At 45.0% G+C, this 23198-nt stretch carries 16 protein-coding genes and 1 tRNA gene; 9 read left to right on the top strand and 8 right to left on the bottom strand.

Annotated features, from left to right (window positions below; translation table 11 throughout):
• A partial coding sequence (locus JHD69_RS04995; RefSeq protein ID WP_233165706.1) for a hypothetical protein occupies positions 1 to 516 on the top strand: 516 nt, incomplete at its 5' end.
• A gap of 51 nt (positions 517 to 567) precedes the next feature.
• Here the strand turns inward: JHD69_RS04995 and JHD69_RS05000 are convergent.
• Positions 568 to 641: transfer RNA gene (locus JHD69_RS05000), tRNA-Arg, on the bottom strand.
• A 304-nt stretch (positions 642 to 945) separates the two neighbouring features.
• On the opposite strand from JHD69_RS05000, the gene JHD69_RS05005 reads away from it, so the two are divergent.
• From JHD69_RS05005 to JHD69_RS05025, 5 genes are all read left to right on the top strand, one after another.
• On the top strand, positions 946 to 2025 hold the full coding sequence (locus JHD69_RS05005) for a zinc-binding dehydrogenase (protein ID WP_199137959.1): 1080 nt from the start codon (positions 946 to 948) through the stop codon (positions 2023 to 2025).
• A 60-nt stretch (positions 2026 to 2085) separates the two neighbouring features.
• On the top strand, positions 2086 to 2424 hold the full coding sequence (locus JHD69_RS05010; RefSeq protein ID WP_199137961.1) for a YciI family protein: 339 nt from the start codon (positions 2086 to 2088) through the stop codon (positions 2422 to 2424).
• A 129-nt stretch (positions 2425 to 2553) separates the two neighbouring features.
• Complete coding sequence (locus tag JHD69_RS05015) at positions 2554 to 3225, top strand: FadR/GntR family transcriptional regulator (RefSeq protein WP_199137963.1); 672 nt, start codon at positions 2554 to 2556, stop codon at positions 3223 to 3225.
• 60 nt (positions 3226 to 3285) lie between these two features.
• A complete protein-coding gene (locus JHD69_RS05020) occupies positions 3286 to 5574 on the top strand; it encodes an NADP-dependent malic enzyme (RefSeq protein ID WP_199137965.1) in 2289 nt (762 codons plus the stop codon).
• A 114-nt stretch (positions 5575 to 5688) separates the two neighbouring features.
• Positions 5689 to 6915, top strand: coding sequence for an MFS transporter (locus JHD69_RS05025; RefSeq protein WP_199137967.1), 1227 nt, complete (start codon positions 5689 to 5691; stop codon positions 6913 to 6915).
• A 3-nt stretch (positions 6916 to 6918) separates the two neighbouring features.
• On the opposite strand, the gene JHD69_RS05030 is transcribed toward JHD69_RS05025, so the two are convergent.
• The 5 genes from JHD69_RS05030 to JHD69_RS05050 form a co-directional block, all read right to left on the bottom strand.
• Positions 6919 to 10056 carry an efflux RND transporter permease subunit gene (locus JHD69_RS05030; protein WP_199137969.1) on the bottom strand — a complete coding sequence of 1046 codons (3138 nt, stop codon included), beginning with the start codon at positions 10054 to 10056 and terminating at the stop codon, positions 6919 to 6921.
• Between the two features lie 12 nt (positions 10057 to 10068).
• Positions 10069 to 11148, bottom strand: coding sequence for an efflux RND transporter periplasmic adaptor subunit (locus JHD69_RS05035; RefSeq protein ID WP_199137971.1), 1080 nt, complete (start codon positions 11146 to 11148; stop codon positions 10069 to 10071).
• Between the two features lie 5 nt (positions 11149 to 11153).
• Positions 11154 to 12422 carry a TolC family protein gene (locus JHD69_RS05040; RefSeq protein WP_199137973.1) on the bottom strand — a complete coding sequence of 423 codons (1269 nt, stop codon included), beginning with the start codon at positions 12420 to 12422 and terminating at the stop codon, positions 11154 to 11156.
• Between the two features lie 164 nt (positions 12423 to 12586).
• A complete protein-coding gene (locus JHD69_RS05045; protein ID WP_199137975.1) occupies positions 12587 to 13948 on the bottom strand; it encodes a sensor histidine kinase in 1362 nt (453 codons plus the stop codon).
• Positions 13945 to 14631, bottom strand: coding sequence for a response regulator transcription factor (locus tag JHD69_RS05050; RefSeq protein WP_199137977.1), 687 nt, complete (start codon positions 14629 to 14631; stop codon positions 13945 to 13947). Before JHD69_RS05050 ends, JHD69_RS05045 begins: the two co-directional genes overlap by 4 nt.
• 353 nt (positions 14632 to 14984) lie before the next feature.
• On the opposite strand from JHD69_RS05050, the gene JHD69_RS05055 reads away from it, so the two are divergent.
• The 3 genes from JHD69_RS05055 to JHD69_RS05065 all read left to right on the top strand — a co-directional run bounded on the left by JHD69_RS05055 (position 14985) and on the right by JHD69_RS05065 (position 20911).
• Complete coding sequence (locus JHD69_RS05055; RefSeq protein ID WP_233165708.1) at positions 14985 to 15335, top strand: hypothetical protein; 351 nt, start codon at positions 14985 to 14987, stop codon at positions 15333 to 15335.
• A gap of 70 nt (positions 15336 to 15405) precedes the next feature.
• The gene (locus tag JHD69_RS05060; protein ID WP_199137981.1) at positions 15406 to 19776 is read left to right on the top strand and encodes a CusA/CzcA family heavy metal efflux RND transporter; all 4371 of its coding nucleotides are present in this window, start codon (positions 15406 to 15408) and stop codon (positions 19774 to 19776) included.
• A gap of 4 nt (positions 19777 to 19780) precedes the next feature.
• Positions 19781 to 20911 (top strand): efflux RND transporter periplasmic adaptor subunit, encoded by a 1131-nt coding sequence (locus JHD69_RS05065; RefSeq protein WP_199137983.1) that lies wholly within the window; start codon positions 19781 to 19783, stop codon positions 20909 to 20911.
• Positions 20912 to 20947: 36 nt separating this feature from the next.
• Here the strand turns inward: JHD69_RS05065 and JHD69_RS05070 are convergent, their stop codons facing one another.
• Together JHD69_RS05070 and JHD69_RS05075 are read right to left on the bottom strand one after the other, a co-directional pair.
• Positions 20948 to 22348: a pyridoxal phosphate-dependent decarboxylase family protein gene (locus JHD69_RS05070; protein ID WP_199137985.1), complete on the bottom strand. Its 1401-nt coding sequence runs from the start codon at positions 22346 to 22348 to the stop codon at positions 20948 to 20950.
• A gap of 325 nt (positions 22349 to 22673) precedes the next feature.
• On the bottom strand, positions 22674 to 23132 hold the full coding sequence (locus JHD69_RS05075; RefSeq protein ID WP_199137987.1) for a GNAT family N-acetyltransferase: 459 nt from the start codon (positions 23130 to 23132) through the stop codon (positions 22674 to 22676).
• Positions 23133 to 23198: the final 66 nt, after the last annotated feature.

A 23198-nucleotide genomic window follows, 5' to 3' on the forward strand; every position in this document is an offset into this window, starting at 1 on the left:
ATGTGTATAAGAGACAGGTATACGTCCTTAGGAGAAGCCTTATTAAAAACTCAAGTAGTTGAACAAGCTTTAAGTCATTCAATTACACTTAAAATGAATCCTGACGAAACAAAAGAACGAGCTGATGAATTTTTAAGGCGACAACAGCGATATACTTTAGGTCAGGCTATCAAAATTGCAAACGAACAGAAGCTATATATTTTATCATTACAAGAAGAATTAAATGCTTTTTTAGAACAAAGGAATTGGTTAGTTTACAAAGTTATCTATGGAAATGAAGAGGATTTTAATGCGGGAATTATAAAAGAAGACTTACTATTCAAGATCCATTCTATTTCGTACCAAGCGGAAAATATTCATCGCAAGATTGAATATGATTTGATAGGCTTTTGCTCTTCTAGAGGAAAGGATATGTCGAAAATTAGAGAATTATTGGAATTACAAGATCAAGGATTTAGGATTCGAAAGAAACCTGGTAGTGCTAAATATTTTAAAGAGAAAGCCACTCATCTCTAAGTGGCTTTCTCTTTACTTGACAATCCTGTTGACAAGCACTAACTCTATTTGTACCCCCAACAGGATTCGAACCTGTGACCTACGGTTTAGAAAACCGGTGCTCTATCCAGCTGAGCTATGGAGGCCTCTCAGCTTGTAGGCTGATGCTGCAAAGATAGACTTTCCAAACAAAAAGAACAATATAAATTTTCATTTCGCACCACAAGCCGTTAAACTTCTCGCAATCAAACCTTTAATCCATCCCTGGCCATATGCCCACAACCTATTTGATAAGCACGTTTACTTTGGCAAGAACCCAGTAATTGTCTAATATCGTCGGCTACAGTTATAGCTTTTGATTTCGGGCACCAACCACTTAACAATTTCTTAATTTAAAATTAAGTATTTATAAACTTTTGTTTAGTATTTATGCATTATTAACCCCAAAACATGACCGAAGGAAACATTATTGTATTTGAAGATGCCAGCTTACCCCTGCAAAAGCAAAAGCATCCTATACCAGCACTTAAACCAGGCGAAATACTCGTTAAAAACCTCTACACGACCATTTGTGGCAGCGACTTGCATACTTTTTGCGGGTTGCGCAAAGAGCAAACTCCTACCGTTTTAGGCCATGAAATTGTAGGGCGCATTGTCGCTCTTGATAAAAACCATCCCCAAATTGATAATGCCGGAAAGCCCTTGGCTATAGGCGATTTGGTAACCTGGGCTGTGTTCTGTTCATCGCCGCAAACAGCTTGGCTCGTCAAGGGCATGCCCCAAAAAGCCGACAATTTATTCAAGTATGGCCATGCACAAGTCACCACAAATGATGCTTTTCATGGCGGTTTAAGCGATTATTGCATCCTGAAAGCCCATACCTGTCTTTTAAAAATTCCAGAGAGCATTCCATTGCCCATCGCCGCTACCCTTAACTGTGCCATAGCAACCGTTGCTGGCGCCATCAGACTGGCGGGCAATTTGTCCGGAAAAAACGTATTGATTACAGGTTTGGGGTTATTGGGTAACGTAACGGCAGCCCTATGCCAAACCCTTGGTGCAAAAAACATTATTGCGGTCGATATCGATAGCAAGCGTTTGACCCAAGCCGAGGCATTTGGCGCCAATTTCTGTTATTCTTCAACCGAACCCCAGCTATTGGCCAGCTTGCTTAAGCATCAGATAGATACTGTATTCGATATGAGCGGCCACCCCGATGCCGTTGAATTGGGCATTGCCAGTTTAGCCATTGGCGGAACCGCTGTATGGGCTGGTGCGGTTTTCAAAACCAGACCTATAGCTATCGACGCCGAGCAGGTTATCCGAAAGCTGATTACCATCAAAGGTTTGCACAATTATAATTTCGACGACCTGCAGTATGCCTTAAACTTTATAACAGCAAACCATCAGCGCTTTCCGTTTGATACTGTTGTAGCCAAAGAATTTTCCCTCGATCAAACGCAGGAAGCCTTTCAATATGCATTAGAGCACAAACCGTTAAGGGTAGGTATTCGCATCGGCGAAGCTTGAACCCCCTCAATCGTCTTCTTTTTCGCTTGGATTTGGTAGCTTTAATCCAACAATCCAATTATGAAAAATTTTATAGTCATTTTTAGGGAATCCGACGGCAGAACCCTGCAACATAGCCAAGAAGAAGTGAACCTGCATCAGCAGCATTGGAAAAAATGGTTTGAAGAATGGGGCAAGGCAGGAAACCTCAAAGGCGGAAGCGGCCTTAGCCTGAATGGAAAACTCATCCATGGCTCAGATCGCGAAATCACCGACCAGATCCATCGTGCAGGAACAGAAATTGTGGGCGGCTTTTTACTATTGCAAGCCAACGACTTGGAGCAAGCAACTGAAATAGCCAGCTCCTGCCCCATTTTCGAATTTGGCGGCTATGCCGAAGTGCGCGAAATGCAAAACTAAACAGCTTGCTTGCGGTTAAATAGCATCAAAAAACATTTCGTAACCATGAAGATTAACCTATCCCCATAAATAAAAACAAAAATACAAGGTTTAGTTAAAAATTCGTCTACCTTTGCATCATCTGATGATATGACGAATACTACAGTTTTAATCCATAGAAAATCGTTGGCCGATGAAGTGGCTGATGGCTTGCGCAAGCAATTGTCGCTAGGAATTTTCAAAGTAAACGAAAAACTTCCGATTGAACCAGAATTAATGAAAATGTTTGGTGTTGGCCGCTCTACCATTAGAGAAGCCATCAAACTATTGGTCAATTCGGGCCTGTTACGCGTACAGCAGGGCTTGGGTACTTTTGTAGAGCGTACCGTATCTACCCAAGAACCTATGGACCAAAGGCTTAAGCGTGCCGACAAGGTTGAGCTCGACGAAGTGAGGCAGCTGATCGAGATTAAAATTGCCGAAAAAGCAGCGCTTAACCGTTCTGAAGAAGACATCGAAAAAATACAGTCCTACCTCGAAATGCGCAAACAAACTGCCGATGAAGGCCATTTGGAAGAATGTATAGAGGCCGATATCCAGTTTCACCTGGCCATTGCCAATGCCTCTAAAAACGAGGTGCTGGCCGATATTTACAAAACCGCATCAGCGCACCTCAAAAATTGGTTCCACGAAATTCACCAAGACACCCAAACTTTTCAAGACAGTTACCTTTTACACCAGCAATTGCTGAACAATATTATAGCAAAAGATCCGAAAGCAGCATGGAATACGGCTACCAGGATACTTAACCATATTTTTTAATTTAAACAAACACCCCGGCAAGTTTTAAAACTTTGCAAAGGTGTTCATCAAATGCAACAAATGAATACGCAGAATAAGAAGCAAGACGCACTCGACTACCACTCGCAAGGCCGTCCGGGCAAAATAGAAGTAGTTCCTACCAAACCCCACTCCTCTCAAAGAGATTTGACATTGGCCTATTCGCCTGGCGTGGCTGAGCCTTGCTTGGAGATTGCCGCAGATGCCGACAAAGCTTATAGTTACACGGCCAAAGGCAATTTGGTGGCTGTAATTAGCAATGGTACGGCAGTTTTGGGCCTGGGCAATATCGGCGCGTTGGCCAGTAAGCCTGTCATGGAGGGCAAGGGATTGCTTTTTAAGATCTTCGCTGATATTGATGTATTCGATTTGGAACTAAACGCCGATTCGGTAGAAGATTTCATTAAAATGGTGAAGGGTGTTGAGCCTACTTTTGGCGGCATCAACCTCGAAGACATCAAGGCGCCAGAATGCTTTGAAATCGAGCGCAGACTCAAAGCCGAGCTGAATATCCCTGTAATGCACGACGACCAGCACGGTACGGCCATTATTTCGGGCGCAGCTTTGCTCAACGCCTGCGAATTGCAGAAGAAAAAGCTAAAAGACATCAAAGTAGTGGTAAGTGGTGCAGGCGCCGCCGCGGTATCTTGCGCCAAAATGTACCTGTCGTTGGGCGTAACGCCCAAAAATTTGGTCATGTTCGACATCAACGGCCTAATCACTACCTCGAGGACCGACCTCGACGAGATCAGGATGGAGTTTGCCACCACCCGAAAAGACATCCACAACATTACCGACGCGCTAAAAGGTGCCGATGTATTGATCGGTCTTTCGGCCGGCGATGTGATCAAACCCGAAATGCTCATGGGCATGGCCAAAAACCCGATTGTATTTGCCATGGCCAATCCAAATCCAGAAATCGCCTATGATTTGGCCGTTAAAACCCGTAAAGATATTATCATGGCCACCGGAAGGTCTGATTATCCGAACCAGGTAAACAACGTATTGGGTTTCCCATATATTTTTAGGGGTGCCCTGGATGTGCGTGCCACCAGCATCAACGAAGAAATGAAGATTGCAGCCGTACGCGCCATTGCCAATTTAGCCAAAAAATCGGTTCCAGATGCGGTAAGCCAGGCCTACAACGCCCGCAACTTTAAATTTGGCAAGGAATACATCATCCCCAAACCGGTCGATTCGAGGCTGATTACCGAAGTTTCGATGGCGGTGGCCAAGGCAGCCATCGAAAGCGGGGTGGCCAGAAAGGCAATTGCCGATTGGAGCAAATATGAAGACGAGCTGAAAAAGAGACTGGGCATTGATGATACTATTATGCGCCAGGTAACGACCAATGCCAAGGCCAACCCGAAAAAAGTGGTGTTTGCAGAGGCCGACAACTACAAAATCTTAAAAGCCGCCCAAATTGTGAAGGAAGAAAAGATCGCCATCCCTATCCTATTGGGCAACAAGGAAGCCATACAGCGTATCATTTACGAAAATGTGCTCGATTTGGAAGGCGTTGAAATTATAGAACCGGTTTTGGAACAGGAAAGAATTAAGAAATATGCCGAAGCCTTGTACCAAAAAAGACAGCGCAGGGGCGTGACCTTGTTCGAAGCCAACAAATTGATGCGCGACAGGAATTACTTTGGCGCATCGATGGTTGAATTTGGCGAAGCCGATGCCATGATTTCGGGATTGACCAAAAACTATGCAACCACCGTAAAACCGGCTTTGCAGGTAATTGGGGTTGAGCCTGGCGTGAAGCGCGTGGCGGGCATGTATATGATGATTACCAAAAAAGGCCCGGTATTTTTTGGTGATACCACCGTTAACGTTGATCCAACACCCGAAGAATTGGTTGATATTACCTTATTGGTGAACAAATCGGTAAAACAGTTTAATGTTAAACCGAGAATCGCTTTGCTATCTTATTCAAACTTCGGTTCCAACTCGGGCGAAATTCCGGAGAAGGTAAGACAGGCCGTACGTTTGCTGCATAAAAACCATCCCGATGTAGTGGCCGATGGCGAAATGCAGGCCAACTTTGCCATGAACAACGAAATGCTGAAGGAGAACTTTCCTTTCAGTGCCCTAAGCGATGCACCAGCCAATACACTGATCTTCCCTACGCTAGAATCAGGCAATATGGCTTACAAGCTGCTGCAGGAACTGGGCGAGGCCGAAGCGGTTGGACCAATTTTATTAGGCCTAAACAAGCCGGTGCACATTGTACAGCTAGGCAGTTCGGTACGCGAAATCGTAAACATGGTTACGATTGCCGTAGTTGATGCACAGGCTAAGTCTAAACCCGTAACCACCAAAAAATAAAACCGCATTGGCCTTTCCTTATTGGAGAGGCCAATATTTAGTTCACAAATATTTTTTATTTCAAATCATCAGATGATATGATGTATATTTTTTACACTATTACCTTTCGTCCTTATGGAAACTAAAATCCCCCAAAACCCAAATGCTGCTGATGCCAAGGCATTGGCACAGCAAACCATTTTTTCTATTCTGTTTACGGTTAGCCTTACGCATCTCATCAACGACATGTTGCAGGCCGTTGTGCCTGCGGTATACCCTATTTTAAAAGACGAGTTTCATTTAACTTTTGCTCAGGTGGGGCTAATTACCCTTACCTATCAGCTCACCGCATCTTTGTTGCAACCTTTTGTGGGTTTGTATACCGATCGCAATCCGCGCCCTTATTCGCTGGTGATAGGCATGGGCTTTACTTTGATCGGCTTGGTTGCCGTGTCGTTTGCCTCGAGTTTTATACATGTACTGTTGGCCGTCAGCCTGATTGGTATCGGTTCGTCAATTTTCCATCCAGAATCATCGAGGGTAGCACATTTGGCTTCGGGTGGCAAAAAAGGCCTCGCCCAATCCATTTTCCAGTTGGGCGGCAATGCAGGCAGTGCCTTAGGGCCCTTGCTGGCTGCCATTATTGTAGTGCCTTATGGCCAGTTTAACATCATTTGGTTTTCGCTGATAGCCATTGTGGGCATGATGGTGCTTTCGGTGGTTTCTAAATGGTACAAAGTTCATTTGGTTAACCGCGCTGCTAAAAAAGCTAATTTCTCTGACGAAGTGGTGAGCAAATTCTCGAAGAAAAAAGTGATTTTCTCTTTGTTTATTTTATTGGTACTGGTTTTCTCTAAATACTTTTACATGGCCAGCATGACCAGCTACTACACCTTTTATTTGATGGACAAGTTCCATTTGAGCATCCAACAGTCGCAGGTTTATCTGTTTGCCTTTTTAGCGGCCGTAGCGGCCGGAACCTTGTTTGGCGGTCCGCTTGGCGACCGTTTTGGCCGTAAGTATATCATCTGGATTTCCATTCTGGGCGTAGCGCCCTTTACCTTGCTATTGCCTTATGTAGGCTTGTTCTGGACGGGTGTTCTTTCTGTCATTATCGGCTTGATCCTTTCTTCCGCATTCTCGGCCATATTGGTTTATGCCACCGAACTTGTTCCGGGAAAAGTTGGCATGATTGCCGGGCTTTTCTTTGGTCTTGCTTTCGGCATGGGTGGTTTAGGCTCGGCTTTGCTAGGCAAATTGGCCGACCAAACCAGTATCGAATATGTATACAAAGTCTGCGCATTTTTGCCATTGATAGGCATCATCACTGGCTTTTTACCCAATATAGAACGTAAGAAATAGTCTTTAGCCAGCGCTTAGGCGCTCGGCTTTGCTGGTTGTTCTGCGGTACGAAAGAAAAAAGAACAGCGGAAACACCAGCAGCGTTAATACGGTAGCGGTAATCAGTCCACCAATAACCACAATGGCCAAAGGCTTGGAAGTTTCCGATCCAATACCGGTTGACAGGGCGGCAGGCATCAGCCCAATGGCTGCCATCAGGGCTGTCATCACCACTGGCCTTACCCTCGAGCGTACGCCGTCTTTAATGGCTTGTTCGAGGGTGAGGCTATTTAATTCGCTCAACCGCAGCTTTTGTACGTTGCTTTTAAAAACCGAAATCAGGATCACGCCGTTCTGTATACAGATCCCAAACAGGGCGATAAAGCCTATCCCTGCCGAGATGCTGAAATTGGTACCGGTAAACAGCAAAGCGGCAATACCGCCAATGATGGCGAATGGCACGTTGAGCAATACAATACCGGCATCTTTGGCATTGCCAAATAGCATAAAGAGGATGAAAAAGATAACCAACAAGCTAACCGGAACCACTTCCTGCAGGCGTTTGGTAGCGCGTTGCTGGTTTTCAAAATCGCCGGCCCATTCCATTTCGTAGCCCTTGCCCAGTTTTACGGCTTCGTTTACCTTGTTTTGCGCCTCGCCGATGGTACTACCCATATCGCGACCACGAACCGAGAACTTCACGGCACTGTAGCGGCGGTTATCGTCACGAAATATCAAACTCGGCCCCGTTAGACGTTGAATAGAAGCAATATTCTTAATCGGCACCTGCGAGCCTCTTATTGTCGGCACCATCAGGTTGCCAATGGCTTCGGCGCTACTCCGATAGGCTTCTTCATAACGCAGGCGCAACTGGAATTTCTTTTCGCCTTCGTAAATCTGCGAAATAGCCTTGCCTCCTATGGCCATCTCAATAATGGCATTGGCATCGGCAGTGGTTACGCCATACAAAGCCATTTTAGAGGCATCCAGATCGATGCGCAGTTCGGGTTGCCCCATGTTTCTGATGACGCCCAAGTCTTCTACACCTGGCACATTTTTCATCACGGCAAATACCTCGTTGGCTTTTTGCTCGGTAATGGCCAGGCTATCGCCATAAATCTTCACCACCAAAGAGCCTTTTACACCCGATACGGCTTCTTCTACGTTATCCATAATAGGTTGCGAAAAATTGAGGTCGATGCCCGGAAATCTTTCCAATTCCTTTTGCATCTGATCGATGAGCTGTTCTTTGCTGATTTTGCTTTTCCACTCTTTTTTCGGATAGATATCTACATGGAACTCGATGTTGTAAAATCCCGTAGCATCGGTACCGTCATTGGGCCTTCCGGTTTGCGACATCACCTGCCTGACTTCTGGAAATTTGCGAATGATTTTACGCATCTGGTTGGCAATATTTTTCGATTGATCGAGCGAAATGCTCAACGGACAGGTTGCCCTGATGTAAATCGCGCCTTCATCCAATTCGGGCAAAAACTCGGTGCCCAGAAACTTGAACGAAAACAAACCGGTTGCCACCACTGCCATAGCCGAAACCAGGGCAATTCTTTTGTTGCGGTACGACCACGAAAAAAGTCTCATTACACCATTGGTTAAGCTTTCTACAAAGCTGTTGTGCTTTTCCTTCACGTTTTTGCGCAGCAGCAAACTGCTGAGCAAAGGCACCAGGGTCAAGGTTAAAATCAAGGCACCCAACAGGGCGAAACCCAGGGTCCAGGCCAAAGGCGAGAACATTTTGCCTTCTACCTTTTGAAAGGCAAAAATTGGCAATAGCGCGGCGATGATAATGAGTTTGGAAAAGAAAACGGCCTTTCCCAATTCTCCACCAGTGTTTTTTATCGCACCTAACTTCGATAACTGGTTGAAACGAGGCATTCCTACTTTGTGCGCCTTTTGATCGAGCACCACAAAAATACCTTCTACCATTACCACCGCCCCATCTATAATAATACCAAAATCGATGGCACCCATAGATAGCAGGTTCGCGCTCATGCCTTTTAGGGTTAAACAAACAAATGCAAACAACAAGGCCAACGGAATAATTATGGCCACAATAAAAGTGGTTCGCCAATCGGCCATAAACAGAAAAACAATAACCGTTACGAAAATAATGCCCTCCAGCATGTTGTGCAACACGGTATGGGTGGCAAAACTGATCAGGTCGTTGCGGTTATAAAAAGTATTGATCTTTACATCTTCGGGCAGTACCTTTTCATTCAGGTATTCTATTTTTTCCTGAACCTTACGGATTACCTCGCTCGGATTCTCGCCCTTGCGCATAACCACAATGCCCTCTACCACGTCATTGAGCTGGTCGCGACCTACCTGACCCAACCTGGGCAGGCTCGATATTGCCACCGAAGCCACGTCTTTCACCAAAATGGGTGTTCCATCAATGTTGGTTACAATAATGTTGCGGATTTCCTCTTCGTTTTGCAACAAGCCGATACCACGCACTACATAAGCCTGGGCATTATCAACAATGACATCGCCACCCACGTTGATGTTGCTTTTTGAAGCCGCTTCGTAAACATCCAGGGGGCTAATATTGTAAGAAGCCAATTTTTCTGGATTAACTTTGATTTCGAAGGTTTTCACTTCTCCTCCAAAGCTCACGATATCGCCTACGCCGGGCACGCCCAACAATTGGCGTTCTATAACCCAATCTTGCAAGGTTTTGAGTTCTTTTACGGTTTTAGAATGACTGGTTAAGGTATAGCGAAAAATCTCGCCGGTTGGTCCGGTTGGTGGCTGTACATCGGGATCGGCGCCTTCGGGCAGGGCCACATCGCGCAGGAGGTTGTTTACTTGCTGACGGGCAAAGGCATCGTCAACTCCATCGTCGAAAATTACTTTGACCACCGAGAGCCCAAATACTGTGGTAGATCTTACCGAAGTTTTCTTTTGCACAGGATTAAGCGCTACTTCAATGGGCATGGAAACGAATTTCTCCACCTCTTCGGCGCTTCGGCCCGGCCATTGCGTAATTACGGTGATTTGTGTGTTGGTTACATCGGGAAAGGCTTCTATCGGAATATGCTTAAAGGCCAATGCTCCCCAAATAATCAGCACCAAAGTGGCCAAAAAGATGAAAAACTTATTCTTGAGCGAAAAGGCAATGATACTTTTGATGATTTTAGACATGCGCTTTTGGTATTAATTATTGGTCAATGCCTGATACAAGAATAATTGCGAACTGGTTACCACCTCGTCGCCAAGGGCAAGACCTGTAACATAGGCTTTGTCTTCAAAGCGGCTCCTCACCTGAATAGCTTGTACGCTGAGCTTGTTGTTCTTTTTCACAACCACATAGTTTTTGCCGTTATCCATCACCATGGCCTGTGCCGGAATGGTCAATGCCTTTTGGGTTACCTTACGGTCTACTCTTACCTTAGCGAACATTTCGGGCTTAAATTCGTTGTTGGCGTTGTTCATGCTGATGCGCACTTTCATGGTACGGGTACTGGCATCGAGTACATTGTAGATTTTGTCTATTTTGCCGGTATAGCTTTTTTCGGGATTGGCCAGCGTGCTTACCTTCACCTCGTCGCCCAAATGCACGCTATTCATATCCGCTTCGTATACATTGGCCATAATCCATACATCAGACAAGTCGGCAATGACAAAGAGATCTGCATTATTGTCGGGGCGAATGGCCGAGTTGTTGGTGATGTTTTTTTCGATGACATAACCGCTAATTGGTGCCTTGATGAGGTACTGCGATTGGTTTCCTCCCGAAATAGAGGCTATTTGTTTGGCTTTTTGCAGATCGGCAACCGATTTATTGTAATTTACCTTGGCACCGAGGTAATCTTGTTCGGTAGCCAAGTTGCCCTCGTACAACGATTTGGTAGTGGCCAGCGTTTTTTCGGCCAGTATTACATTGGCTTCGGCATTGGCCAAATCGTTTGCAATGCCCGCCACTTCGATACTGTTCAGCAGCGCGAGGACTTGCCCCTTGTGCACAAAATCGCCCAATTCTACTTTTAGCGACTGTACCTTGCCACTCACCAAGGCAAATACCTTGGCCTGATGCGCTTCGTTGGCCTGTACTTTGCCATTGAGCTTGATGATACCGTTTTCGTCTTCGAGCTTTACCGGTACGGTTTGTACGTTTTTGATCAAACTATCGGGCAACAGCTCGTCCGATTGAGGTGCTTCGGTAGGCTTGTCGGCACAGGCTGCAAAAAAGCTGCTTGCCAGCAGGGCCATCACATAGAATGGAAATTTCTTCATCTGTATCAATAATTGAAAATGGTTTTTCCCACGGCGAATTGCAAGGTTTCAATAGCCTGCATCTGTTCGTTCTGCAACTGGTAAAACTGGACGAGGTTATCTTTATAGCTTTCGTAGAAATCGGTAAACTCCAATAGGCTCAGGTCTTTGCGCTGAAAACCATTGGCAACGGAAACGAGCAGTTTTTGAAGCTCCTGTACAAATCCAGGATCGAATGACTGGAGCATCTGGCTGGTATTGATGGCTTTGAGGTAAGCCGATTGCACCTCTTTGCGCAGGGTTTCGTTTTGCAGCTGCAACACTACTTTTGACTGGTCGATATTAAACTTCGCCGATTTGATATTTCCCTGGTTGCGGTTAAAGAACGGCAGGTCGATACCCACAGTAAAAAAGGTGGCATTGTCTACAAAACTCCCCCTTTTATCGAACTGTGCACCCAAGGTCACATCTGGAACAGCCAAGGCTTTTTGCAGGGCATAGTTTTGCTGACTGTAAACCAGGTTTTGCCGGGCTTCCTTCAAATCGTAGCGATTGGCGGTGGCAGTATCTAATAAACTGGCCAAAGTATAGCGTTTCAGTTCGCTGACTGCATTGAACTGCTTAATCACGGGTATCAAGGGAGCCCTGTTTTGCAAAAGCAACTGGAGTTCTGCATTGATTTCGTTCACCTGGTTTTGCAAAGAGGTTTGTTCGGCCTTCAAGGTATACAGCAACGATTTGATGCGAACAGCATCTTTTAAGGTCACCATTCCTTTGGCTAACAATTCTTGGTGTGCGGTATTCAGCTTTTCGAGGTACGAAACCTGCAAGGCATAGCCATTGATAGCTTGCTGCAAAAAGTAGAGCTGGTAAAAATTGCTGCGCAAGGTAAATTGTAGCGTACGCAACAGATCGAAAAAACGGCTTTCTTCTAAAACCACATTGGTTTGTGCCATTTTAACCTGCTTGTTTCTCTTACCGGCCAAGTTAATCAGCTGGGTAACCTCTACTGTGTATTGCCCATAGGGATTGCCTATGTTAAAGGCTTTTTTGAGCTGTGGATTATAAATATTGCCTTCGAACTGAATATTGGGGTTATTATACAATTTGGCTTGGATCACCTGCGCCTTGGCCATATCGATATGGTAGCGTTGAGCCAAAAGCGAAAGGTTTTGTTGCAAAAAGATCTTTTCGGCTTCGGGCAAGGTTAAGCGCAAACTGTCTTGTGCCCAACAAAGCTGACGCAATAGGCTTAAGGCTAAAATAATGGCTACTTGGAGGTAGTTTCTTCTCATCTTGTTTATCGCGTAAAATGCGAATGGCCCAAAATTAGATTCCCATCATTAGAGATTGGTTTTGGCTAGATTAGAAAATGATTAGAAGGGTATTGTGTAGAGCGATTGCGCTAATTGTTCAATTGTATATCTGCTGACAAAAATCTATCGCTATACCCCGTACGCTATACTAATGGAAAAACAAGCGTAACACAAGTGCCCTGTTCTAGTTCGGAAAGCAGTTGTGCTTCGATGCCATGTAATTGCAAAATCTGTTTGGTAATGTACAAACCGATACCCTGCCCTTTGATATGACGGGTTTGGTTGCTGCGATAGAACAGTTCGAAAACCGCTACTCTATCATTTAGGGGAATGCCGGGGCCGTTATCGCTAATAGACACTTGCAATTGTCCATTCATTATCGAAATCAGCACATTTACCTTTGGCGGTTCCGAAAATTTGATCGCATTGTCCAAGAGGTTCGATAAAGCGATGTAAAGCAGTTCCCTATTGGCGCTTATCGTCAAAAGCTGTTCTTGCAAAGGTGGAATTTGTACATCGACCGAAACCTGTGCATGTGGATATTCGATGGCTTTTTTCTCTAATACGTTCCACAAAACTTCGTCAATGCGCACCTCGGTCATTTTTTGCTCGCCCGACATTTCTAAGCCAGAGAGGATCAGCAGGCTATCTAAAATAGACTTGAGATGCACCGTATCGTTTTTGAGCGAAGCCAGCAAAGTTTCGTATTCTTCGTTGCTTCGTGGCTGGTTAAGGGTTACTTCGATATCGCCCATCATCGCAGTTAATGGTGTTTTGAGTTCGTGAGAAGCATTTTTAAGGAAATTCTTCTGGGTTTGCACGCCGTTTTCTAAACGAGCCAAAAAATAGTTGAAGGTAATGATGAGTTCTTTGATTTCATCTTTGTGACCGCTTGGCACATCCAAACGCGAATGGAGGTTATCAGTGGTCATTGAATTTACCTTTTTGATCAGCGTGGCGAAAGGCCTGAATGTTCTTTTGGCCAAAAAACCGGCCAACAGAAAATGGATGAGCGCACCAAGCAGGTAAAAGAAAACCAGCATTTTTTTCAAGGCATCCAATTGCATATTTCCGGCATTATCTGTTCCGGAAACAACAATGATGAAATTACCTTGGTTGTCTTTGTAATACAAGCCTGCCAATTGCTTATCGCCAAGCTTAAAAGTAAGGCTGCCTTCGGCCACTATTTTGTCGAGCATTTCGGCAGAAAGCCTTAAATTAAGTTTATCGTCAATAAACAAGCTTTGGTCGCCAGCATGGTATACACGGATCGATTCGTTATAGATGCGCCTGTACTGAGCCTCGATGCTTCGGTATTTTTTGTCGTTTACTTCGTCTTTCTCAAAATAGAAATAAGCAGCTGTATTGGCACGCTCGAGCAATTTTTTAAAGTAAAGTTCGCGTGTATGTTGCTTAAACAATAAAAAAGTGCCTAAAAACACCAATCCTAAGGCAAAGGCAAAAAGCAGGGTCGAAAGAATGATGAGCTTATTTCTTAAGGTCATGGCGTTTTCAATTTAAACATATATCCAGTACCCTTGATGGTATGGATCAGCGGCTGTTCAAAATCCTTGTCTATTTTGTTGCGCAGGTAGTTGATGTACACATCTACCGAATTGGAGGTGGTATCGAAATTAATGTCCCATACGGCTTGTGCAATAGAAATGCGTGAAAGGGCCTTTTCACGGTTCTTCATCAGAAAAACCAGGAGTTTAAATTCGCGTGGCGACAAATTGAGCGCCTTGCCGTCGCGCTGGGCACTTTGTTCCTTTACATTGATTTCTACGCCGCCGTAGCGCTGAAAATCGACAATGCCATTGTTGAACTCGGTTCTTCTCAGCTGGGCGTTGATGCGCGCCAACAGCTCATCGAACAGAAAAGGCTTGGCCAAATAGTCATCGGCGCCGCTTTCCAAGCCGCGTACTTTTTCTTCGGGTGTATCCAAAGCGCTGAGGATAATAATCGGCGTGGTATTTTTGCGTTGCCTCAGCAGAGTACAAACCTCAAACCCGCTGATATCGGGCAGCATGATGTCTAAAATGATGACATCGTACTTGTTTTCGCTGGCTTCGTCGATCGCTTCTCGCCCCTTGCCTACCGTTTTAACCTGGTATAGATTTTCTCTTAGCCCTTTTTCAATAAAGGAAGCCACACGCTGATCATCTTCGGTAAGGAGTATTCTGTTCATCAAAAGCAAAGTTGTGATTTTATGTTTACGAAACCACGTTTTTATGGAAAATTTACCTGAAGGGTATTGAGTAGTTTGACTAGCGAAGGTAAGCCACAGATTAACAGATTTATGCTCTATTAAGCCAAATTGCCAATTGAAAACTGCGAACTGCAAACCAAATCAGGCACTTCTCAGCAATGAGTAGATATTGGCAGCCTCAATACACCTTACCAAAATCCGTTAATCTTTGGCTAGCAATGCAACAAAACTGTTGATTTAAAGTCAATCATACTTTAAAATTTCTTTGGATTTGTATTTTTTATACTTTTGCCTTTGTGAACAGGCTCTATTCATATCTCCTGATAATGGTCGTGACTTTTAACATCACGCCAGTGCATCAGTTGCTCAAAATACCTGCCCTTTTCCATCATTTTCACTACCACAGCCAACAAAGTCCCGATATTTCTTTCATCGATTTTCTTTCCATGCATTATTGGGGTAGCGACCACAGCGACTCGGACGACGAGGAAGACATGAAGCTGCCCTTTAAAAAGATGGCCAATCCCGCTGTACTTTCGTTTTGCATTCCGGCCAAGCCTTTGCTGGTTACAGCGGTTTTTTTATTCAAATACTCGCAAAACTATCCTTTGCCTAACGACAGCTTCATTCCCGATAACATCAATTCTTCGTTGTTTAGGCCTCCGCGCCCAGTTGCATGCTAACCTTTCGGCCAAAGGCCGATTAATTATCTGTATGCAAACAACGCTTTCTGCGTCTTAACAACTTAATTTTATGATGAACAAAATCATCAGCTTTTCTGTAAAGAACAAGCTGGTTATAGGGCTATTTGTATTTGCCCTATTGCTATGGGGTATTTTCGAACTGAGAAAACTCCCTATCGACGCTGTACCTGACATCACCGACAACCAGGTACAAGTACTGACCGTATCCCCTTCTTTGGGTGCTCCAGACATTGAACGATTAATTACTTTCCCGATAGAACAATCGTGCAGCAACATCCCGGGCCTTAAACAAATCAGAAGTTTTTCGAGATTTGGCCTCTCGCTGGCTACCATTGTTTTTAATGATGATACCGACCTCTATTGGGCCAGGCAACAAGTAACCGAACGACTGCAACAAGTACAACGCGACTTGCCTTCGGGCATTGGTTCGCCCGAATTGGCGCCCGTGAGTACCGGCCTAGGCGAAATTTACCAGTATGTAGTGAGGCCCAAAGCCGGTTATGAGCATAAGTATGATGCCATGCAACTTCGGACCATTCAAGACTGGATTGTACGTCGGCAATTGATGGGTACCAAAGGTGTAGCCGAAGTTTCGAGCTTTGGCGGCAAGCTCAAACAATATGAAATTGCCGTTAATCCTAGCTACCTCAAAGCCAACAACATTACCATTGCCGATATTTTTGCCGCCCTCGAAAAAAACAATCAAAATACAGGTGGTGCCTACATTGAGAAAGGGCCTACGGTACTCTATATCAGAAGCGAAGGCTTAACCGCCAGTTTGGAAGATATTGGCAAAATTGTAGTCAAAACGCTCGACAATGGCCTGCCTGTATTGGTAAGAGACGTAGCCAAGGTGCAACTCGGCTCGGCCATCCGCTATGGAGCCATGACCTATAACGACAAAGGCGAAGTGGCTGGCGCCGTAGTAATGATGCTCAAAGGCGAAAACAGCTCGGTAGTGGTGGAACGTGTGAAGCAAAAAATTGCCGAAATACAGAAAGACCTGCCCGAAGGCGTAGTGGTAGAGCCCTTTTTAGACCGTACCAAGATGGTAAACAGCGCCATCGAAACAGTAGAAACCAACCTACTGGAAGGTGCATTGATTGTGGTTTTTGTATTGGTGTTCTTTTTGGGCAACCTGCGTGCCGGGCTCATCGTATCATCGGTTATTCCCTTGGCCATGCTGTTTGCCATCATCCTCATGAACATGTTTGGTGTGGGTGGCAACCTGATGAGTTTGGGCGCTATCGATTTCGGGTTGATTGTTGATGGTTCGGTAATCGTGGTAGAGGCCGTGCTGCACCGTTTCTCGCATTCGCACCAATTTAGAAAACTCAGTTCCATCTCGCAGGAGGAAATGGACAAAGAGGTTTCCAAATCGACCGGTAGCATCATCAATTCTGCGGTATTCAGTCAAATTATCATCCTGATAGTTTACTTGCCCATTCTTTCATTAGAAGGCATAGAAGGCAAAATGTTTAGACCCATGGCACTCACTATTGCCTTTGCCATCCTAGGTGCTTTCATCTTGTCCATTACCTATGTACCGATGATGAATGCGCTTTTCCTAAGCAAAAAACTAAACCATAAAGCTACTTTGGCCGACAAGTTAACCATTTGGTTAGAAAGAAGATACATGCCCTTACTCAAGCGATTGATGAAGTTTCCAAAAACCATGATCTTAACTACTTTGGCCTTGTTTGCCGTTGCCGTTATGGTACTGGGACGCTTGGGTGGCGAATTTATCCCGCAGATTGAAGAAGGCGATTTTGCCGTCGAAACGCGCTTGTTGACCGGCAGTAACCTGAATAATACCATTAAATATACCCAACAAGCTTCTGGCATTTTGCTGAAGAAGTTTCCAGAAGTAGAAAAAGTGGTGACCAAAATAGGCAGCGCCGAAATACCAACCGACCCGATGCCTTTTGAGGCTGGCGATATGATGGTAATCCTCAAACCCAAAAAAGAATGGACCTCTGCCACTTCTTTCCCCGAACTTTCCGAAAAAATGACCAAAGAACTCTCGGCCGTTCCGGGTATTACGGTGGGCTTTCAGTTTCCAGTACAGATGCGCTTTAACGAGCTGATGACCGGAGCCCGTCAGGATGTTGTGTGCAAGATCTTTGGCGAAGATTTAGACAGTCTTTCTGTTTATGCACATCGCTTAAACGAGATTATCCAAACCGTACCGGGTGCCATCAACATTTATGAAGAAACGGTTACGGGCATGCCTCAAATCGTGATCAAATTTAACCGCGATGCCTTGGCCAAATACGGACTGAATGTAGAAGACATCAACAATACGGTCAATACCGCTTTTGCCGGAAAGAGCGCCGGACAGGTATACGAAGGCGAAAAACGTTTTGATTTGGTGGTGAGGCTTAATGAAGAAGCCAAAAAGAACATCGACGACATCAGAAACCTCATGATATCGACCAGAAACGGCTATCAGATTCCGGTTTCGGAAGTGGCCGAAATTACCGAAGTGGAAGGCGTAAACCAAATCCAGCGCGAAAACACCAAAAGACGTATCGTCATCGGCTTTAACGTTACCGGGCGCGATGTGCAGACCATTGTAGCCGAACTGCAGCAAAAAGCCGAGAAACAACTCAAATTGCCTGCTGGCTATAACCTGGTTTATGGCGGCTCTTTCGAAAACATGAATGCTGCCAAAGACCGTTTGGCCATTGTGGTACCCGTAGCCCTGCTCATGATTTTCTTGCTGCTGTATTTTGCCTTTAACTCGGTAAAACAGGGCTTGTTGATTTATACGGCCATCCCACTCTCGGCCATGGGTGGCATTTTTGCGCTTTGGGTACGCGATATGCCTTTCAGCATTTCAGCTGGTGTAGGTTTTATTGCGCTTTTTGGGGTAGCAGTATTGAACGGCATTTTGTTGGTTTCAGAATTTAACCGCCTTAAAAAGGAAGGCTGGACCGATTTGCGGCGAATTGTGGTGCACGCTACCAAAACCAAGCTGCGTGCCGTACTGATGACAGCACTGGTACCTTCGCTGGGCTTTATTCCGATGGCCATCAGCACCGGAGCAGGAGGCGCTGTACAAAAACCTTTGGCCACCGTTGTAATCGGCGGCTTGATCATTTCAACCCTGCTTACGCTCTTTGTATTGCCCGTTTTATATATTCTTTTTGAGAAAGGCTTCAAATATTTTAAACCAAAACCGGTTGTGGCTATTTTATTTGGCGTGTTTCTGCTGAACAACAGCGCCAAAGCCCAAGAACGAGTAGGCCTTAACGATTTGCTGCAAAAGGCTTCGGCAAATTACCCAACCATGAATGCCGCCCGATTGAACGAAAGCTACCTCAACGCTTTAATTCCAACAGCAGTAGATATTCCCAAAACAGATTTGGCTTACGAGGCAGGTCATTTAAATGGCAGCTTTAACGACAACAGGTTTACGGTTTCGCAAAGTTTTCAATTCCCGACCGTTTACAGCAGACAGAAAGATGTCAACCGCTCTATGCTTAACGTTGGGCGGGCACAAACGGCCATCCAGCTGCTCGATTTGCAGACCGAGATCAAAAACCTGTATTTTAATCTTTTGGTAATCGACCAGAAAAAAACGGTACTTCTCAAAGCCGACAGCATTTATGCACGCTTTGCCGAAAAGGCCGAAAACCGTTACCGCTTGGGCGAAACCGATATTATTGAAAAAACCACAGCCGCCAACCAAAGGCTACAGATTGCTGCCCAGCTCAAGGTGTTGCTGGCCGACCAAACCAGCTTGCAAAAAAGAATGCAAATGTTGGTACAAAGCAAAGAAACCGTAGCCTTGGATGCTAAGGTACTCATCTATCCTATTGATTCGCGCTTATTGTTAGCTCCATCTATTGCCCAAAACCCATCTATTTTATGGCAGCAGGAAATGGTAAAGCAAAGCCAGCTGAATCAAAAGCTCGAAAAAAGCAAATTATTGCCTTCGCTTAACTTGGGCTATGCCAATGCCTCGTTTATGGGCTTGCAAAACACGCCTGGTGGTCAGGAGGTATTTTACAATCGTTCGTATCGTTTCCAATCGTTTAGTGCGGGTATTGCCATTCCCCTGTTTTTTGGCGCACAAAATGCCAAAGCTAAAGCCATGGGCATTTATGTACAGCAGCAACAGAAAGAACTCGAAGCTTTGCAACTCAACTACAATGCCGAGCTGGAAAAGGCTTTAGCCAAAGCAAAGGCTTATCAGGAAACTTTGGTGAGCTATCATCAGCAACTGTTGCCCAATGCTGCTAAAATCGAAAAATCGGCTAGTGCCAAGCTCGATGCAGGCGACATCAACTATCTGGATTGGACCATTTTGATTAACCAAACCATTGAGATCAAAAGCCAATACTACCAGTTGATCAATCACTTAAACGAAACACTTATAGAAATTGAACGCCTTAACGGCATCATCATCAAATAACAATATGAAAAATACAATCGCCTTGATTTTTGCAGGTTTGTTCTTTGCTTCTTGTGGCAGCAAACCCGCACCAGCCGAAGTTAAAAAGACAGCCGTTACGCCCACCGAAGAAACCATAGTCCTCAGCGATGCCCAACGGAAAAACGCAGAACTAACCCTTGGCCAAATAGAAGCACGCCCGGTTGAATCGACCCTCAACGTGAACGGCAGCATCGAACTGCCACCAGAAAACCTTCATACCATCAGCTTTCCCCTGGGCGGATTTATCAAAAGCAGCCGATTGGTTAACGGCTCGGCCGTACAAAAAGGAACCATTTTGGCCACTATAGAAGATGTATCCTTTATCCAGATGCAACAAGACTACCTCACAGCCAAATCTAAACTGGCATTTGCAACAGCCGACTATAACCGACAAAAAGAGCTGAACGCTACACAATCGAACAGCCAAAAGGTGTTGCAACAGGCCAAATCCGATTTCGAAACCCAACGCATATTGGTTAATTCGTTAGCCGAAAAACTGAAACTGATTGGCATAACGCCCTCCAAGCTTACCGAAGATAACATGTCGAGAACGGTTAATATCTACTCGCCCATTAACGGATTTGTGGCCAAGGTAAATGTTAATCCGGGCAAGTACGTTGGACCTACCGATGTGTTGTTCGAGATCATCAATCCAGCCGAAACCCATCTTTCGCTTAACATTTTTGAAAACGATGCCAAAAACTTGGCCAAGGGACAAAAAGTAACGTTCAATACCGTTGGCGATCCGAACCAAAAGTTAGAGGCAGAAGTGATGCTGATTACCCAAAATCTCGATGAAAACAGAACGGTTGAAGTACATTGTCACCTGCGTGGAAATCATCAAAAGCTAATTCCCGGCACATTTGTCAATGCGCAAATCAAGTTGAAAAGCCATTCGAGCAATACTTTGCCCGATGGCGCCATTGTGGATTGGCAAGGCAAAAAATATGTTTTTGTAGAAACAGGCACCAATAAGTTTACCGCCAAAGAAGTGCAAATCGGCTATATGGCCGATGGCTATACCGAAATCAAAACGCCGGTTGCAGGCAAATTGGTAACGAGCAATGCCTATACCCTACTTACGGCGATGAAAAACAAAGCTGAAGAAGAATAAAACGAAAAACCCCGATCAAATGGTCGGGGTTTTATTTTAAGAGATAAAACAAGTATTGTAGGCTTGTTGCATGGATTCTTTCGCAATTTCGAGATCATTTGCGCTGGTACGCCAGTTTACAAAGGCTGTACGCATGCAACGCTGTCCTGCATATACCGTTGGCGTGAGGTAAACCTTACCGAGCTTGTTGAGCGTATCTAAATACAAATCGACCTGTTCTTTTCTGTGTTTAAGCGTAAAGCAAACGGTATTGAGCTTTACTGGGGCCAAGAGTTCGAAATTTTCACTTTTAGCAATAAAACCACCAAACTGTTGTGCCAATTGAATCGAATTTTCAACGATGTTTTTAAACCCTTCCCTGCCATAGGCGATTAAACTGAACCAAGCCGGCAAGGCACGCAAACGCCTCGAATTTTCGGGCACATTGCTGGCAAAGGAAAAATTGGTGGCCGGATTGCCCAAGTAGGGCGCATTGGAATTTTGAAAGGTCTGGATCTGCAGATTCTGATGTTCATGGCGCACAAAAGCTACGGCACTGTCGTAAGGCACATTCATCCACTTGTGGCCATCGATCGTAATGCTGTCAGCTGTTTCCCAGCCTTGCAACAAAGAGGCATATTTTGGTGTGCAAGCCGCAAAGCCGCCAAAAGCCGCATCGATGTGCAACCAGAATTTATATTGCCTTTTAAGCTCAGCTATAGCCTGTAAATCGTCAAAATCTGAAGTATTTACTGTGCCGGCGCTGGCGCTTAAAATAATTGGCGAATCCTGGTACATGGCCAACAGACTTTCCAAATCGTCCAAATCGATCGATTCGGTATGGGGCTTGCTTTTAACCTGCACCAGCTGGTTCCGGCCAAAACCCAGCATGGCCAACGATTTGAGTACCGACGAATGCGGATTAGCACTCAACACCTTAATCCCCGGCAACATGCCATCGGACGCGATGTTATGCTGCAGCTGTTCGCCCGCCCATTGCCTAGCCACAGCCAAACCTGTGAAATTAGACAAGGTAGCTCCGCTCACAAAACTGCCGTTAAAACTGTCGGGCAAGCTAAACAAACGACGCATCAGCTTTATGGTTTCATGCTCGATGTGGGCAGAAATATCGCCATTTAACGTTACGCTTTGCGGGTTTTGATCGAAAACACTGCACAACCAGTCGCCAATAAGTGCAGCGGGCGTAGTTCCACCCGTTACAAAGCCCCAGTACCTGGGCCCGCTCGAAGCTGTAATAAGGTGCAGGTAATGGGCCTTAAACAATTGCAGGGCATCTAAGGCACCACCGCCTTCGGGTAAATCCTTGCTAGCTTTCACTTCATCAGCCTGGTGACTAGTGGATAGCGTTTCCAATTGAGCCAAAAAGTCTATGCCTGTTAATTTAGCCTGTTCTAGTATTTCTTCTAAGTAATGGAGGTCTTCTTGGAGTCTGTTCATCATTTTTATTTTAATAAGTTTGGGCTGTGTTTGATGAAAAACAAATGTGACCATCCCACAACCTTTTCTGCCCTCCTGGCCGGGCAATGGCACTCTATTTTTTCGAGTTCGTTTATTTCTTTTTATCGGTTCTCAAGAATGCTGCGCAATTTGAGTGACTAAAATGGAGGAAAAGTCGCCGACGGCGCCCTTTGCTTTAAAGCTTGCGGTGTGGCTACTACAGTTATGCCACAAAGGCCAAGTTCGGTTTAAAGTAGATCTAACGGCTCCTGCTCGGAGCTGAAAATGGCGCATAAATCTCTTGATGCAAGCAAAATTCACTTCATCATAAAATTAATTGCATCATCGTATCAATACGCACAAATTGCAATTTATCTACTGGAACCTTTACAAAGCCTAGTTTTTTGTAAATATGGATAGCATCCTGCAGCTTGGAATTGGTGTATAAAATTACTTTGGTTGCACCCAATTGTTTGGCTTTGAGCAGAGCCGCTTCACAGAGCAAGCGCCCTAAACCAAAGCCTCTGGCCGTTTTGGCTACCGTCATTTTGGCCAGCTCATAAACGCCAGGCGACGTAAATTTCAGGGCAACCGTACCTACGATCTCTTGGCCTTTTTTGGCAAACAAGATATGGCCTCCGTCATTTAAAATGGCTTCTTCTGGGTTTTCTAACATCCATTGGTCTGCTTCTTCTACTACAAAATATTCTCGGAGCCAATCGATATTCAGCTGTTCATAATAAGGTTGCAAGGCGGTTTCGTATTCGATAATTTCAGTATTCATAGCTCTAGTGGATTTAATAATCCAAAATTCAGGAAAGAAAACAGATAAAAACAGATGCAGATTTTA

Origin of the sequence: Pedobacter sp. ASV12 (assembly GCF_016429155.1) — a bacterium.
Taxonomy (GTDB): Bacteria; Bacteroidota; Bacteroidia; order Sphingobacteriales; family Sphingobacteriaceae; genus Pedobacter.

What these genes read in the sequence shown, in the direction of transcription:
- JHD69_RS05015 (WP_199137963.1), top strand. Translation starts at nt 2,554, where the DNA reads ATGACGAATACTACAGTTTTAATCCATAGAAAATCGTTGGCCGATGAA.
- JHD69_RS05035 (WP_199137971.1), bottom strand. Translation starts at nt 11,148, where the DNA reads ATGAAGAAATTTCCATTCTATGTGATGGCCCTGCTGGCAAGCAGCTTT.
- JHD69_RS05010 (WP_199137961.1), top strand. Translation starts at nt 2,086, where the DNA reads ATGAAAAATTTTATAGTCATTTTTAGGGAATCCGACGGCAGAACCCTG.
- JHD69_RS05050 (WP_199137977.1), bottom strand. Translation starts at nt 14,631, where the DNA reads ATGAACAGAATACTCCTTACCGAAGATGATCAGCGTGTGGCTTCCTTT.
- JHD69_RS05030 (WP_199137969.1), bottom strand. Translation starts at nt 10,056, where the DNA reads ATGTCTAAAATCATCAAAAGTATCATTGCCTTTTCGCTCAAGAATAAG.
- JHD69_RS05020 (WP_199137965.1), top strand. Translation starts at nt 3,286, where the DNA reads ATGAATACGCAGAATAAGAAGCAAGACGCACTCGACTACCACTCGCAA.
- JHD69_RS05040 (WP_199137973.1), bottom strand. Translation starts at nt 12,422, where the DNA reads ATGAGAAGAAACTACCTCCAAGTAGCCATTATTTTAGCCTTAAGCCTA.
- JHD69_RS05025 (WP_199137967.1), top strand. Translation starts at nt 5,689, where the DNA reads ATGGAAACTAAAATCCCCCAAAACCCAAATGCTGCTGATGCCAAGGCA.
- JHD69_RS05045 (WP_199137975.1), bottom strand. Translation starts at nt 13,948, where the DNA reads ATGACCTTAAGAAATAAGCTCATCATTCTTTCGACCCTGCTTTTTGCC.
- JHD69_RS05065 (WP_199137983.1), top strand. Translation starts at nt 19,781, where the DNA reads ATGAAAAATACAATCGCCTTGATTTTTGCAGGTTTGTTCTTTGCTTCT.
- JHD69_RS05060 (WP_199137981.1), top strand. Translation starts at nt 15,406, where the DNA reads ATGATGAACAAAATCATCAGCTTTTCTGTAAAGAACAAGCTGGTTATA.
- JHD69_RS05075 (WP_199137987.1), bottom strand. Translation starts at nt 23,132, where the DNA reads ATGAATACTGAAATTATCGAATACGAAACCGCCTTGCAACCTTATTAT.
- JHD69_RS05070 (WP_199137985.1), bottom strand. Translation starts at nt 22,348, where the DNA reads ATGAACAGACTCCAAGAAGACCTCCATTACTTAGAAGAAATACTAGAA.
- JHD69_RS05005 (WP_199137959.1), top strand. Translation starts at nt 946, where the DNA reads ATGACCGAAGGAAACATTATTGTATTTGAAGATGCCAGCTTACCCCTG.